Origin of the sequence: Pseudomonas sp. TH43 (assembly GCF_016650635.1) — a bacterium.
Taxonomy (GTDB): domain Bacteria; phylum Pseudomonadota; class Gammaproteobacteria; order Pseudomonadales; family Pseudomonadaceae; genus Aquipseudomonas.
In genome coordinates, this window is record NZ_JAEKFI010000002.1 from 168,951 (window position 1) to 182,658 (window position 13,708).

15 protein-coding genes and 1 pseudogene are annotated in these 13,708 nt (G+C 59.3%); 3 read left to right on the forward strand and 13 right to left on the reverse strand.

Annotated elements, in window-relative coordinates:
* Window positions 1–377: 377 nt before the first annotated feature.
* The 3 genes from JFT81_RS07740 to JFT81_RS07750 all read right to left on the reverse strand — a co-directional run bounded on the left by JFT81_RS07740 (window position 378) and on the right by JFT81_RS07750 (window position 2,579).
* Window positions 378–770 carry a DUF6124 family protein gene (locus JFT81_RS07740; RefSeq protein WP_201226804.1) on the reverse strand — a complete coding sequence of 131 codons (393 nt, stop codon included), beginning with the start codon at window positions 768–770 and terminating at the stop codon, window positions 378–380.
* 193 nt (window positions 771–963) lie between these two features.
* On the reverse strand, window positions 964–1,290 hold the full coding sequence (locus JFT81_RS07745) for a DUF6124 family protein (protein WP_201227113.1): 327 nt from the start codon (window positions 1,288–1,290) through the stop codon (window positions 964–966).
* 63 nt (window positions 1,291–1,353) lie between these two features.
* A protein-coding gene (locus JFT81_RS07750) for an IS3 family transposase (RefSeq protein ID WP_201226805.1) occupies window positions 1,354–2,579 on the reverse strand; the annotation gives its coding sequence in 2 pieces (ribosomal slippage) (window positions 1,354–2,228 and window positions 2,228–2,579; 1,227 coding nt in all).
* A gap of 630 nt (window positions 2,580–3,209) precedes the next feature.
* Here JFT81_RS07750 and JFT81_RS07755 point away from each other — a divergent pair.
* On the forward strand, window positions 3,210–3,476 hold the full coding sequence (locus JFT81_RS07755) for a hypothetical protein (RefSeq protein WP_201226806.1): 267 nt from the start codon (window positions 3,210–3,212) through the stop codon (window positions 3,474–3,476).
* Window positions 3,477–3,519: 43 nt separating this feature from the next.
* On the opposite strand, the gene JFT81_RS07760 is transcribed toward JFT81_RS07755, so the two are convergent.
* Window positions 3,520–3,936 (reverse strand): hypothetical protein, encoded by a 417-nt coding sequence (locus JFT81_RS07760; protein ID WP_201226807.1) that lies wholly within the window; start codon window positions 3,934–3,936, stop codon window positions 3,520–3,522.
* 352 nt (window positions 3,937–4,288) lie between these two features.
* Between JFT81_RS07760 and gabP the strand changes: the two genes are divergently transcribed.
* Window positions 4,289–5,689 carry a GABA permease gene (gabP, locus tag JFT81_RS07765; RefSeq protein ID WP_201226808.1) on the forward strand — a complete coding sequence of 467 codons (1,401 nt, stop codon included), beginning with the start codon at window positions 4,289–4,291 and terminating at the stop codon, window positions 5,687–5,689.
* Between the two features lie 35 nt (window positions 5,690–5,724).
* Here gabP and JFT81_RS07770 read toward each other — a convergent pair whose 3' ends face one another.
* From JFT81_RS07770 to JFT81_RS07805, 9 genes and pseudogenes are all read right to left on the reverse strand, one after another.
* Window positions 5,725–6,927, reverse strand: a complete 1,203-nt coding sequence (locus JFT81_RS07770) for an FAD-dependent monooxygenase (RefSeq protein WP_201226809.1) — start codon at window positions 6,925–6,927, stop codon at window positions 5,725–5,727.
* A complete protein-coding gene (locus JFT81_RS07775; RefSeq protein WP_201227114.1) occupies window positions 6,924–7,421 on the reverse strand; it encodes a MarR family transcriptional regulator in 498 nt (165 codons plus the stop codon). Before JFT81_RS07775 ends, JFT81_RS07770 begins: the two co-directional genes overlap by 4 nt.
* A 214-nt stretch (window positions 7,422–7,635) precedes the next feature.
* Window positions 7,636–8,433, reverse strand: a complete 798-nt coding sequence (dapF, locus tag JFT81_RS07780) for a diaminopimelate epimerase (RefSeq protein WP_201226810.1) — start codon at window positions 8,431–8,433, stop codon at window positions 7,636–7,638.
* Window positions 8,414–8,917, reverse strand: coding sequence for a GNAT family protein (locus JFT81_RS07785; protein ID WP_201226811.1), 504 nt, complete (start codon window positions 8,915–8,917; stop codon window positions 8,414–8,416). The genes dapF and JFT81_RS07785 overlap by 20 nt, the downstream gene beginning before the upstream one ends.
* 13 nt (window positions 8,918–8,930) lie before the next feature.
* Window positions 8,931–9,146: a DUF4287 domain-containing protein gene (locus JFT81_RS07790; RefSeq protein WP_201202873.1), complete on the reverse strand. Its 216-nt coding sequence runs from the start codon at window positions 9,144–9,146 to the stop codon at window positions 8,931–8,933.
* 103 nt (window positions 9,147–9,249) lie between these two features.
* Complete coding sequence (locus JFT81_RS07795; protein ID WP_201226812.1) at window positions 9,250–10,131, reverse strand: SEL1-like repeat protein; 882 nt, start codon at window positions 10,129–10,131, stop codon at window positions 9,250–9,252.
* A 158-nt stretch (window positions 10,132–10,289) separates the two neighbouring features.
* Window positions 10,290–10,739 carry a VOC family protein gene (locus tag JFT81_RS07800; RefSeq protein ID WP_242485585.1) on the reverse strand — a complete coding sequence of 150 codons (450 nt, stop codon included), beginning with the start codon at window positions 10,737–10,739 and terminating at the stop codon, window positions 10,290–10,292.
* A pseudogene (locus JFT81_RS29420) lies at window positions 10,720–10,934 on the reverse strand (GNAT family N-acetyltransferase); the annotation flags it as partial. The pseudogene JFT81_RS29420 and the gene JFT81_RS07800, both read right to left, overlap by 20 nt.
* A 65-nt stretch (window positions 10,935–10,999) precedes the next feature.
* Window positions 11,000–12,274 (reverse strand): MFS transporter, encoded by a 1,275-nt coding sequence (locus JFT81_RS07805; protein ID WP_201226813.1) that lies wholly within the window; start codon window positions 12,272–12,274, stop codon window positions 11,000–11,002.
* A 307-nt stretch (window positions 12,275–12,581) separates the two neighbouring features.
* Between JFT81_RS07805 and JFT81_RS07810 the strand changes: the two genes are divergently transcribed.
* On the forward strand, window positions 12,582–13,694 hold the full coding sequence (locus JFT81_RS07810) for an aromatic ring-hydroxylating dioxygenase subunit alpha (protein ID WP_201226814.1): 1,113 nt from the start codon (window positions 12,582–12,584) through the stop codon (window positions 13,692–13,694).
* Window positions 13,695–13,708: the final 14 nt, after the last annotated feature.

Below are 13,708 nucleotides of genomic sequence, written 5' to 3' on the forward strand. Positions count from 1 at the left end.
TGACAGTCGAGACTGCGTGGCACAAGCCGTGGCCCTGTGCCAGCGTTGTTCAGACCGCGTTTAGTGACGAGGGTTTCGCCTCGTTGCGGTGGGTGGTCAGAGGGCGATTTTTACGCTGTCCAACGCTTGATTTACTGCGAGTTCGCCGAGCATCACGTTCTGCGCAATGCCGAGCGCAGCCTTGCGGTGAGACATGTCGGACTCGGGGCAAAGTTGATGAGCATTTCACTGGCCGAACCGAGGGTTTTGCTGTCGTTGGCGACGGATTAATTTCGGAAAATACGTGGGTCTCGTTTGATTCGCTAATTTAGTGGCGAAGGGAGATTCGCGCCTCATTGGGAGCAAGCTCCCTCGCCACAGATCGTTGGCTGCTCAGCCTATTTCATTCCGCTGACGGGCTCTGAAACTGGCTGCTTAAGTTCAACGTTATCCAACGCCTTGTTGACCGCCAATTCCCCCAACATCACCACTTGAGCGATGCCTTGCAAGGTGTGGCGGTTCGGCCCGTCCAGTGTGCCGGCGAAATCGCCGAGCATCACCGTTGCCGATGCCAGGGACTCGCAGGCGTTTGCCAGTAATGACTCGGTGTCGGTTTGCGGGTTGACCATGAACATGCTGCTGGGACTATAAGGCGTGGCCGTACTTGTGGCCGCCGGCAAAAGGTAATGATCGAGGGCGCGCTCGGCGGCTTCGTGGAGTTTTCTTGAACCTAAGGATTCGTAAGGTGATATCGGATCTGTAACCGCTGAATGGGTTGTGGTTTCAGACATCAGGAACTCCAAGCAAGTACCCATCGGGTACTGCAAAAAAATGATCATCCTGTAGGAGCTGCCGCAGGCTGCGATCTTTTGATCTTGCCTTTGATTGTAAAAAAGCAGATCAAAAGATCGCAGCCTTCGGCAGCTCCTACATGGAACTCTGATTTGTGTATGAAGGGGTGAGGCCCTTCATACGGTCTGTCGGCTAGTTGGGTAGGCGGCGGCTATCCAGTATTCGATTGACCATGAGTTCGCTCAGCATGATCACCTGATGCAGCATCAGCATGGCTCGGCGTTGGGAGTGGTCGACGACGTCGCCGATGTCGCGCGCCATGTCGCTGGCGGCAGCCAATGATTCGCAGGCTTCGACGAGTAGGGTTTCTTCGTCCACCGCAGGGTCGACGAGGAAGATCCTTGTGGTCTTGCGGGAGGGGATTGAGAGTTTCAGTGAGCCGGGGTTGAGATAGAAGTTGATGGCGCGGTCGGTCGCCTCTTTTATCTTTAGGGGTTCAAGCGTTGGATCGTACGGGATCGGATCGGCGTCCGGTGGGTTTGGCGTGGACTTGCCCCTTCAAAACCGGACACCAACTCCCCGTTAAATTGATGCCACTGCCAAGCGCCTGAACTCCCTCGGTGAACGGTAGTTCAAGGCGCTGTGCGGATGCTGCTCGTTGTAATGTTCGAAGGCAATTGCCAAGTTACGCAGCGCCGTTTCTCGATCCGGCTTGGGCATGTGCGCCACGTAATCACGCTTGATCGTCTTCACGAAGCTCTCTGCCATGCCATTACTCTGTGGGCTACGCACCGGTGTGGTCACCGGCTGCAAGCCGATCTGTCGAGCAAACAGGCGCGTCTGTTCGGCGGTGTAGGCCGAACCGTTATCGCTGAGCCACTGCACCGGCGTTGCAGGCAGCTGATCACCGAAGCGCTTCTCCACGCTTTCCAACATCAAGTCGCGGATGTCATCGCCGCTGTACCCGGTTGGGCTGGCTACCCAGCCGATGGCTTCGCGATCACAGCAGTCCAGGGCGAAGGTCACGCTCAGTTTAGCGCCGTCCTCGCAACGGAATTCAAAGCCGTCCGAGCACCAACGCGTATCGCTGGTTTGCACCGCAATACGGCCTTCGTGCCGACGCGGCACGCCGGGTTGTTTGATCCGGCGTTCAAGTAGCAGGTTGTGATCACGCATCACCCGGTAAACCCGCTTCACGTTGATCGCGGGTAGCAACTGGGTTTCACGGACGCGACGCAGCAATCCCCAGACTCGACGGTAGCCATAGCTGGGCAGTTCGCTGACCTGTTGCTGGATTTCGGCCACCAACTCAGCGTCGTTCACAGGCCTGCTTCGCCGTGTCTTGGGCGATACCGATTGCTTGATTCGAACCGTTAATTGCGAGCGCGCCACACCGAGACATTCGCTGACCAGTTTCACTGGTCGTCCCCCGGCAACAAGGGTGAGTGCGCAATCCATTTTCGCGACCGGGCGATCTCCACGGCTTCTTTGAGGATTTCCGCTTCCATCGTTTTTTTGCCCAGCATCCGTTGCAGCTCACGGATCTGCTTGAGCGCATCGCTCAGCTCGGAGGCCGGCACCACGGCTTCGCCCGCGCTGACCGCCGACAGGCTGCCGTCCTGATACAGCTTGCGCCACAGGAATAATTGGTTGGCATTGATGCCGTTGCGCCGAGCGACGACCGACACACCTTGCCCTGGCTCAAGGCTCTCGCGAACCATGGCCAGCTTTTGCTCTGGGCTCCAGCGGCGCCGCCGCTCCTGGCCCAAAAGCTCCCCATTCTTATCGTTGCTGTTAGTCATAAACATAACCGTTTGCCTATCCCTTATCGTAAGGGGGAAACGGTGTCCTGTCTTTCATGGGGCTCGTTCATGGCGTTACTTTGAACACGGTGAAACTCCTAGTTAATTAAAAGGAGCCTTCACATTCGCTACCAAACGAAGGTGGTGGCCATACGCGGGTTGGTAGACCGGTAACTAGGACCCGGCACACCCGAAGGTGTCCTGCGCATGGCCACCATTGAGCAGCGACCTGGAGAGGTCTGCAAACGGTGTGCGATGCGACTAGTTATGGCGGGCTACCAAACCCGATCACTGTTTTCCAGCGACCGACAGACAATAGAACCCGCGAGCTAGGCGCACAAGCCAGCGGATTCTGGCTTAGTCGTAGGCAATGGCGCAAGGCGTTGTAGGGCTTAGGTGGTTGCTGGAGGCTTCGTTTAAACAGGAAGGTTATTTCCTGTTTAGTGGTCAGCGGCAAGGATTGGCTTGGCGCTTTCGGGTTTTGGCTGGGTTGGGATTTTTGGTGCGGCTGAAGGCGTTTTCGCGAGCAAGCTTTGCTCCTACGGGAGTATGGGGCGGTAGGGGTTTTGGGGGCGTCGGCTTGGAATGCGGCGCCCTGCACTTCTGCGGGTTTGCTATGGAAAGCGGTGTTGGAACGTGCGCCAGGCAATCGGAGACAAAGCCCCGTTCAAGGAGATGCAGGTGCTGTTTATCGACTCCTATGCGGCCAATTTGCAGGCGGATGAGCTCGATGCGGCGATTCGTGCCCACTTCAATCCCGAACAAGCCAAGAGCATTTTTGCTGACACACCCGACAGACCCGGGTTGTCCGTTTTGGCGAAGTGCACACTTCGTGAAGGACGGCCCGGTTTCAGCCGACGCCGCTTGGCTGATGGTTGGAAGCTGTCCGCCAAACTGCTCTAGCAAAATGGATCCGCCCTGGTTCCTTCGCTGTAGAACTTTGCGTTCAGTTGAATTTCCCGAGGTAGGTAAACGTTGCTGTGCTTTCTGGTGAGCGCACTGGCGACTCAACCTGAGTTGACGCCGAGCGTCTATCCCCCCAGATAGCATTCATCCCCACCAGAATGAGGTGGGTAAATGCTGTCGCTGTAGCTGCCACTCGTTCTCTCTCGGACGGGCTCTGGATCTGCGCGATGAGATCTTCCGGATTATTGGCAAGCTCCACGAAATCCGAGTCCATGTGGAACCCTAGCTCCTCTGATAACCGCCACGTCGGATTGCGCTCTTCCCATGCCGAGTACTCGCTGTCGGATGCTGTTTCGAGAGGCTGCGGCTCCCACTGTTCGAAAACAAATTGCTGTGCCTCGGCCTCACTGGCGAATGTCGCCCCGAAGAGATGGAAGGGCCAGTAATCCTCTTGCATGGCAAGGTCTCAACGCTTGAAAAGTGGTCGGGATAATAGACGAAAGGTGTTGAGAACGCCGGTTGTAGCGGATGCGCGCCTGCCGGTGACTGACGGGTTTCCAACAAGACCGCAAGGTATCCGCATGTCGATATCAGACACGATGGTGGCGTGATCAGGCATCTGAATCAGCAGAAAAGCCGGGTAAGGTGACGCGTCTTTTCATAAAAATAGCCGCATCGAAATGATCGGTTTGATAAGAACTGCAGCGTTTGAAGGGGGATCTTTCCAAGCTATTCGGCAGGCAACAACGATGCTCGGCTGCCCCTTTTCAACCCGCTTAAATGTCGATCAGCAGAGAATAAAAAAAACAATGATTAGCCCGAACTCCAAGGATTCGAGTAGCCAATTGGCGCAGGGCTTCAAGCCTCGTCACGTCACCATGCTGTCAATCGCCGGCATCATCGGTGCCGGTTTGTTCGTAGGCTCAGGACACGCCATCGCAGCGGCCGGTCCGGCGGTGCTGCTGGCGTATCTTTTCTCAGGGTTGCTCGTCGTTCTGGTCATGCGCATGCTCGGCGAAATGGCGGTGGCCAATCCCGACACCGGTTCGTTTTCCACCTATGCCGATCAGGCCATCGGGCGTTGGGCCGGTTTTACCATCGGTTGGCTTTACTGGTGGTTCTGGGTGCTGGTGATTCCGATCGAAGCGCTGGCGGCCGGCCATGTGCTGCACCAATGGTTTCCGCAGATCGATGCCTGGCTGTTCGCCTTGGTGTCGATCATTGCGCTGGTGGTGACCAACCTGTTCAGCGTGTCGAAATATGGTGAGTTCGAGTTCTGGTTTGCGATGGCCAAGGTCGTGGCGATCATTGGTTTTATTGGTGTTGGTTTTGCTGTGTTGATGGGCTGGGTGCCCGACCGGGAAGTCAGCGGGTTGAGCGGTTTGATGGCTGAACACGGTGGCTTTGCTCCTAATGGGCTGTCGGCGGTTGTCGGCGCTTTCATCACCATCATGTTCAGTTTCATCGGTACGGAAGCTGTGACCATCGCCGCCGCCGAATCGAATGACCCGGCGCGCAACATTGCCAAGGCAACGCGTTCGGTAATCTGGCGCATCGGCGTGTTTTACCTGCTGTCGATTTTCGTGGTGATTTCCGTGGTGCCTTGGAATGACCCGTTGCTGGCCTCGGTCGGTTCGTATCAGCGGGCGCTGGAAATCATGAACATTCCCCACGCCAAGTTCATGGTCGATGTGGTCGTGCTGATTGCCGTGGCCAGTTGCATGAACTCCTCGATCTACATTGCCTCGCGCATGTTGTACTCGCTGGGCCGTCGTGGCGATGCGCCGAAAGCGCTGAAGGCGACCTCTTCGGAAGGCGTGCCACGCGCAGCCGTTATCGCCAGCACGGTGCTCGGCGCGGCGATTACCGTGTGGAGCTACATCATGCCCGCCGGGCTGTTTGAATTCCTGCTGGCCAGCTCCGGGGCGATTGCGTTGCTGGTGTACCTGGCGATTGCGGTGTCGCAGTTGCGTATGCGCAAGCTGTTGCGTCAACGCAACGTCGAGCTGACCTTCCGCATGTGGCTGTTTCCCTGGCTGACCTGGCTGGTGATCGTGTTCATCTGCGCGGCGCTGGCGGTGATGATGCTCACCCCGCAACACCGCACCGAAGTCACCACAACCATCGGACTGGCGCTGGTGATTTCCTTCCTCGGGCTGGTGACGTCGCGTGACCCAGCGCAGGCTGCGCGAGTGACGTCTGCGGGGTAAATCGACGCAAAGGCTTCGGGAAATCACATCCAAATCTATCCCTGCTGTTGCTCGGCATAATTCGGCAGCTCGATGGCATCCGCTTTCGGCGAAAGGATTTTCCCGAACAAGCGCTTGAACCCCGGCGCGGTGGCCAATCTCAGCACCGCGTGGCCGAGGGCGATGCCAAGGCGCGAATGTGGCGAGGCCAGTCTGGGTGCGAACTTGGGCACGCTTTGCGCCTGATCGACGTAAGGTCGCATGAGTTTTTCGTAGGCCGCGAAGGCCTGAACGTGGTCAGCGTGGCGACCCAATTCGCCGGCCAGCACGTAGGCGCCGCAAAGTCCCAGGCTGGTGCCCATGCCGCTGATGGGCGAGGCGCAGTAGGCGGCGTCCCCCACCAGCACGACGCGCCCTTTGGACCAGCGGGGCATTTTGACCTGCCCTACCGCGTCCAGATAAAGATCGCTCGCCTGCTCCAGCGCTGCGAGCACGCGCGGCGTCTCCCAGCCGGCGTCGGCAAATATCTGTTTGAGCAATGATTTCTGTTCGGCCTGCGTGAGTTTCTCGTAGCCGCTCGGCGCTTGCTGAAAAGACAGAAAGGCCCGCGTGGTGCCGAGGTTGTCCGGGCGCAGGCAGACACAACGGCCGCCGGGGATGTTGTGCCAGCGCATGATCTGGCCGTCGCTCGGCTGCCGGGGCACGGTGAAATAAGCGGTGTAGAGATCCAGCGGACGACGCTCGACTTCGTCGCCGAATACCTGATTGCGCGTCGCCGAACCAATCCCTTCGGCGACGATGACCAGATCGTAGACCTGCTCATCACCCTGCTCGAAGCGCACCTGCACCTGTTCACCATCGTCTTGAAGAGTTGCGATGCTGTCGCCGAATCGGTAGCGGACCCGGTCCTGACTGTGCTGGATCAACAGCTTGGCCAGCTCGCCGCGCAGGATCTCCAGCTCGGCGATCGGCCCGTCACCGTCGAACGCGTCGACCGCAATAAACGCTTTGGTGCAATTGTCTTGGTCAACAAACGCGATGCCCTGCTCATGGGTGGTGTTCGCCCGAATCCGCTCCTCCAGGCCCATGCGTTGCACGACAACGCGGCCAGCGCCACGCACGTCGATCGTCTGCCCACCATCGCGAAACGCCGGCGCCCGCTCGACCACGGTGACGTCCATGCCCTGCCGGGACAACCAATACGCCAGCGCCGGGCCGGCAATGCTTGCGCCGGTTATAAGCACTTTTTGCGGTTTCATTGCGCGTCCTCACGGGTGGGTTCGGTGCTGCCTGGCAAGGTGCTGCGGTAGACCTCGATCACTTGCCCGAGAAATGCCTCGACCACGGCACGATCCTCACCTTCGAGGGCACCGAGCACCGTCGTCAGGCCATTGAGCATTGGCGCGATGTGCCGATAGGCCTGCGCCACTGAGTCGGGCAGCGGGCACACCAGCACCCGCCGCTTGTCATCGAGCTGGCGCTCGCGGACGACATGCCCGGCGCGTTCCAGTCGGTCGATGACTTGGGTGATGCCGGCGGTGGTCACTGAAAGTCGCGTGGCGAGTTCGGTTGGCGGCAAGGGGCCGTCAGTGATCAGATGCTCCAGTGCGGCCATGTCGGTTTGATTGATGCCGAGCGCGGTGCCGAGATTGCCCGCGGCTTTGCGCGTCAGGATGGCGATTTGCTGGAGCTGCTGGCCGACGGGGTCCGTGGCGATTTGCAGGCTGCGGGGGTCTTCGGCGGGGGTGACGATGGCTTCATGCGGGGTTGTCCGGGGTTTAGCGTGGGGTGGTTGAGGGGTGAACTTAGCATGTAGCTAACTTGCTTAGCTAGTTTTCCGGGGCCGTTGAGCGGAGATCAAAAGATCGCAGCCTTCGGCAGCTCCTACAGGGGGCGGTCGGGGTTGGAGCAGATGAATTCGTCGGGGGATAGGGAAATGGGTTGGCGTAGATGAGGCCTTTCGGGGGTTAGGGGATTGTGCCGGAGAAGATCGGTTCGACCGGGCCGCTCAGGGTGACGGTGTCGGTGCCGTTCCAGTGGACGGTGACGGGGCCGCCGTCGCATTCGACGATGACGGTTTGGTCGAGCAGGCCTCGGCGGATGCCGTTTACTGCGGCGCCGCAAGCGCAGGAGCCGGAGCCGAGCGGAATCGCGCCATTGCGTTCCCAGATGCGCAGGCGGATGTGGCTGCGGTCGATGATTTGGACGAAGTGCACGTTGGTTTTGTGCGGGAACAGCGGGTGGGTTTCGAGGGTTGGGCCGAGGGCGGCGAGGTCGAGGATGTTGAGGTCTTCGACGAAATAGGTGCAATGCGGGTTACCCATGCTGCACGCGGCGGGTTCGCCGGGAAGCGGCAGCACAAGCGTGTCGTATGCCTCGGCCAGGGGAATGTCGGCCCAGTCGAGCAGCGGTTGGCCCATGTCGACCGAGATCAGTCCGCTGGGCGTGCGTTCACAGTGGAGCACACCGCGTTGGGTGCGCAGGGTGATCGATTTTCGGCTGGCTTCGCGCATCAGTCGGTCGGCGGCGCCTCGGGTGGCGCTGCCGCACACGTCGAGCGCCGAACCGTCGGCGTTCCAGAACTGCAGCCGGGCTTCGGCATCCGCGCAATCGAGCAACACGGCGAGTTGGTTGAAACCGATGCCTCGGTGGCGATCACCCAGCTGTCGGGCCAGTTCGCTGGTGATCGGGTTGGTGGTGTTTCGCGCATCGACCACGACGAAGTCATCGCCGTTGGCGTGCATTTTATGGAAGCTCAGCGGCATCGGTGGCGCCTCGACTGCGGGTCATGTGAATGAGCGCTGAGCGACCGCCGTTCGGCGCCGGTCGCTCTTCGATGGCGAACGGCACGAAGCCGAGTTTCGGGTAGAGCAACAGACCGGCGGTGTTTTCGTTGAAGCAGGACAGTTGCACTTCGTTGGCCTGGTACTTTTCGAAGGCCAGTGCCGTCATCGTTTCGATGATGTATCGGGCGACGCCTTGGCCTCGCGCATAGGGCGCGACGATGACGTTGCCGATGCAACAGATGCCGTTGTGTTCAGCGCGGTAGAAATTGGCGAAACCGACGAACTCGCCGTTGGCAAGGAACACCGTGGAGTCGAAGCGCTGGCTGATCGCAGTGTGCATCTGCTCTGCCGTCAGCGGGTACTGCGCTTTCGGGAACATGAAGTACAACTCTTGAACACCCTGCGGAAAACCGCAGATGGTTGTGACATCGTCGGCCGTCACTGGCCGATGGGAGAAGTTCATGGCTGCCCTGCCCTCATTTTTTGTCCTTGGCCAGATGATGCGCGACCAGTGCGTTGGCATGGCCGTGGCCCATGCCGTGCTCATCTTTGAGCCAGGCAACCAGCTCCATGTGTTTTTTGTCGGTGACGCTGGCGAGCAGACTCAACCAGTGGTCGATGGGCTGGCCGTACTTCTTTTCGATGGACGGAAAGTAGGATGCCGGGCCTTTGACTTTGTTGTCTTCGCTCATGCTGCAAGCTCCCTGTGGTCGCGACGGAGAGTCGGCTGACGCTCCTTGTCGGCATGCCATAGAGTGGACGCGCGTCGTGGTCCCGGCAAGTGGCTGCAGTGCTTCAGTTCAAACCGACTTTGAGGGATCGCTCGGACGACCATGAATCCTGGCCTGCCGGCAATATCGGTTCGGCCGGAATGCGGTATTTGCCGAAGGCGTTGAGCACGACCTGGTCGACGTCAGCGTTGCCCGAGCTTTCGAGCACTGCGATGTGCGGCACATTCGAACCCGGTTTGCCTTGCACTTGCAGCGTCACCGGTTTGCTCGCGGTGCCGCGCTGGATTTGCTTCTTCAGGGCAATCTCGATGTCCATGGTCGTACGATTGAGACTCTTGCGACTGGTGTCGCTCCAGACGTCGTTGTAGCGCTGGGTCTGTTCAGGTGTCAGCGCCACTCCTTGAGCGCGAATCCGTTGAATACCCTGCCACGAGACATCGCCGGCATGCTGGCTGGCCTCAACGTAATACATCATTGCCCCGAACAGATCCTGTGGGCCACCACGGCCCTCTTCCATCAATCGGGCCAATGCGAGTTTGCTTTTATCGCTGTCGGTGTTGGTCAGCGCCAACTGATAAAGCCGTCGCGCTTCCACGTCGTTGCGCGGCTGCCCGTGGCCTTCCTCGGCCATGCGCGCGAGTCTTTCGTTACCGGCGCCATCCACGGCAGCGACCGATTCGTACAGCGATCTGGCCTTGCCGAAGTCTTGTGGCAGGCCACCGCGACCGGATTCGTACAAGCCACCGAGTTCGGTCTTGCAGCGCACGTTGCCGTTGTCGCTGGCGTTACGGACAAATTGCACCTCGTTCGCGGTGATTTCTTTCTTCCCGCCAATAAGCATGCATTGGATATTCGCAAAGCTCTGTTGCATGGGACTTTGTACCGGGGCGGTCTGACACCCGGCGATGACGCCTGTGATGGCCAGAACGAGCAATGCCTTTTTCATGTAATGCATCCGTGGAATCGTGTGAATGTAATCGGCTGACGTACGCAAAAAATGAAGCCCTGTAGGAGCTGCCGCAGGCTGCGATCTTTTGATCTTAAAACCGACAGGCCAGAAACCCGTCCCACACCTGCGCAAAGGAGCCATTCAACAGCAGTACATCAACCCTGACCTGCATGAAAACCCGGCGCGACGATTTCGACTTTGATCTTGTCCGGATCTTCACAGAAAAGCGCGTAGTGCTGCGGGCCGCCGGCGTATGGATGATCGCTCTCATAAAGAACACGAAATCCCTGAGCCCGCACCCATGCCGTCAGTTCGTCGACTTGCGCCTGAGAGCTGGCGTGGAAGGCGAGATGATTCAAGCCGACGCCTCTGCGGTTGAAGTCACTTTGCAGATCGCTTGCCTGAACAAAAACCAGGTAAGTGCCGTTGAGGATATAGCTGCGGCCGTCAGGCCAGTTCTGGTGCTCGGCATAGCCGAGCATCTCGAGCAACGGTCGCCAAAAGCGCAGCGATACTTCCAGGGACGTGACATTGATTTCAACGTGGTGAAGCATGCCGGTTTTTGGCATGTCGCTGCTTGAATGGCTACTGGTCATCTGCTGCATTTCCATGAGTTTCGTTAAGCGTTTTCAATAGCGTGTGCCGACTCCATGGCCCGCAGTATCTCGGCACATGCACTATCAATGGGGATCCACACCGTGCGTGTCATCGGGCGACGTCGTCATCCAGTGTTTCGATCAAGGCGTCCACGCATCCGCGTTCACGGCGCTTGCCTCAAGCCTGTGCAAAGCTTCGTGACCTGCTTCGAGCAATGACGACGCCGATCACCTTGGGCGCGTTGCGGCACACAGTATCTGATGTTCCATTATTGGCGGCCGTTCGTCACTCTCGCGAGTGAGTCGTCCATTTGGCGGGTATCTGCTTCGGCACTTGAACACTGCAACGTCTCGGGAACGGCCACCCAAAGCAGAATCAACGCGGCGGCGGCGACCACCGCCAGAGTCAGGAACGCGGCACTGTAGCCGGCGGCCTGCACCACGAATCCCGCAAGGCCGTTACTCAATGCAGCGCCCAGACCGAACGCAGTCGAGAGTGCGCCCAGGCTGACGTTGAAATGCCCGGTGCCCAACGTGAGGTCTTTCACCACCACTGGAAACAGCGCGCCGAAAATCCCCGCGCCCACACCGTCGAGCAACTGCACCGCGACCAGCCAATAAGGGTCGTCGGACCACACATAGAGCACGCCACGCAACGGCAAAATCAGGAAGCCTGCGAGCAGCAACGGCTTGCGCCCCCAGACATCGGCCTTGGCCCCGCACAGCAACGCGACGGGCACCATGACCAACTGCGCCGCCACGATGCAGGCGGAGGTCAGTGGCGTGGCCATCTGCAAATTGGCTTGCGCCAGTTTCTGGCTCACCAGCGGCAGCATCGCCGCGTTCGCCAAGTGGAACAACGCGCAGCACACGGCAAACATCAGCAGCGGTTTGTTCTTGAGGAGTACCGACAAACCAGAGGGTTGTGTGCCATGCCCGGCACCGCCGGGGTTCAGGCCCCGCGCCAGATCATGGTCGATGGCCTTTGGCGAAACAAAGGACACGGCGATGACACTGGCGAGCGCCATCGCCGCCATGAGATAGAACACCGCTACCGGGCCGAACAGGTAGGCAAACAAGCCTGCCAACAACGCCGCACAGGCGTTGCCGGCGTGGTTGAACGTTTCGTTGCGCCCAGTGCGGCGGGTGAACGCGCGAGGCCCGGTGATGCCCAGAGTGATCGCCGAAATGGCAGGAGCAAAAATCGATGCGGCGACAGCGCTGAGGGCTTGAGTCAGCGCCACCAGACTGAATGAGGTAACAAAAGGCAGCAGCAGACAACTGCCCGTCACCAGCAACGCCGCAATGACAATGATCGCCCGTTTGCGACGCGTACTATCGACCAATGCGCCTGCTGGGGTTTGCGTGATGAGCGCGGCGATTCCGGCAATGGTCATCACCAGGCCTATGCTGGCCGGGTCCCATTGATGAACCGCCAGCAGGTAAATCGCCAGATAGGGCCCGAGCCCGTCGCGCACGTCAGCGAGGAAGAAGTTCAGGCTGTCCAGTGACAGGTTGTTGCGACGATCAAGATGAGTGGCCACGGGCAGCGTCTTCGATATTCGAGGTCGTGCGAATTGAATCGACCTCCGCCAATTGAGTGACCTGTGGCTCAGCCAGTTAGTTGCATGGGCCAACTATCCTCGCCTGCGATTAAAACCAGAGCTGAAACACCCCTCCGTCCAGGCCTTCGCCCGGCACATCGTCCAGTAGGCCGAAGCGACGCATGGCGATTTTCTTCAGAACCTTGATCGAATCTCAGCGCATGCAGTTCATTCAATGAACTGCTTGGCCGGATCTATGCTCAAAGCGTCCAGAGCCCCGTCCCTACCCTTTCGGTCACCGCAACCCATGCTCAAAAACCTTTGGTACGTCATCCTTCCCTCATCGCATTTGACCCAAGAGATCGCGCCGATACGCCTGCTCGGCCAGGCGTTTGTCGCCTTCCGCGACAGCCACGGCAAGGCACGTCTGCTGTCCGATATTTGCGTGCACCGTGGGGGTTCGCTATCGGCCGGGGCCAAGGTCGGCGACAGCGTGCAGTGCCCCTACCACGGCTGGCGCTTCGACGGAGACGGCCGGTGCGTGCAGATTCCCGCTCAGCCCACTCTGCGGATCCCGGAGAAGGCGCGGGTTGATGCGTACCCGACAGCGGAACGCTACGGTTGGATTTGGGCCTTTCTAGGCGATTTGCCAGAGGCTGAACGCCCGCCGCTTCCTGCCCTGGATTGGCTCGATGATGCCAACGTTCGCGTGGTCAGTGGGCACTTTGACTGGGAAGCCAGTTGGGATCGGGTCATCGAGAACGGGCTGGATTTTGCACACGCGCCTTTCGTGCATGGTTCGACCTTCGGCGACCCGGCTCATCCGGAAATCGAAGCGTTCGACGTCGACAGCGATGCGTGGCAGGGTCAGGCCCGAATGTTGATGAAGCGACCCAAGCGCACCGGGCTGTTCAGGCGCAAATCAGCCACCGAGCAGGTCAGCGTGACAACCGTGCCCGGGTTTCATTTGTCAGGCCCCTGTACCACGCTGCAATTGCAATTACCCAATGGCTGGCGGATCTACATTGTTGCTGCCCATGTGCCAGTGGACGCCAACCGCACGCGCACGTGGTGGATGATGGGGCGCACGTTTCTACGCTCGCGCTTGCTCGACGGACGCTTCGTCGCCAGCAATCTGAAGATTTTCCGACAGGATCACGCAGTGCTGCGCAACGTGCGCCCGGAGCGCGTACCGGACTCCTGGCAGCAAGAAGTTTCGTTGAAGTCCGATGCGCTGCAGATCGCCTTGCGCAAACGCCTTCGCGAACTGGAACGCCTGGGCTGGCAGATCGATGAAGCACGGCTCGCCCGCGACTTTACCGGGCGCAAGGCCTGCGCCATTCCGTGCCCCGAACGACGCAACAGCAGTGCCTGGGCGATCGAACCGATTCCGCTGATCGACGTAACCGCCAACAGTTGAATCAGGGCTTTTTC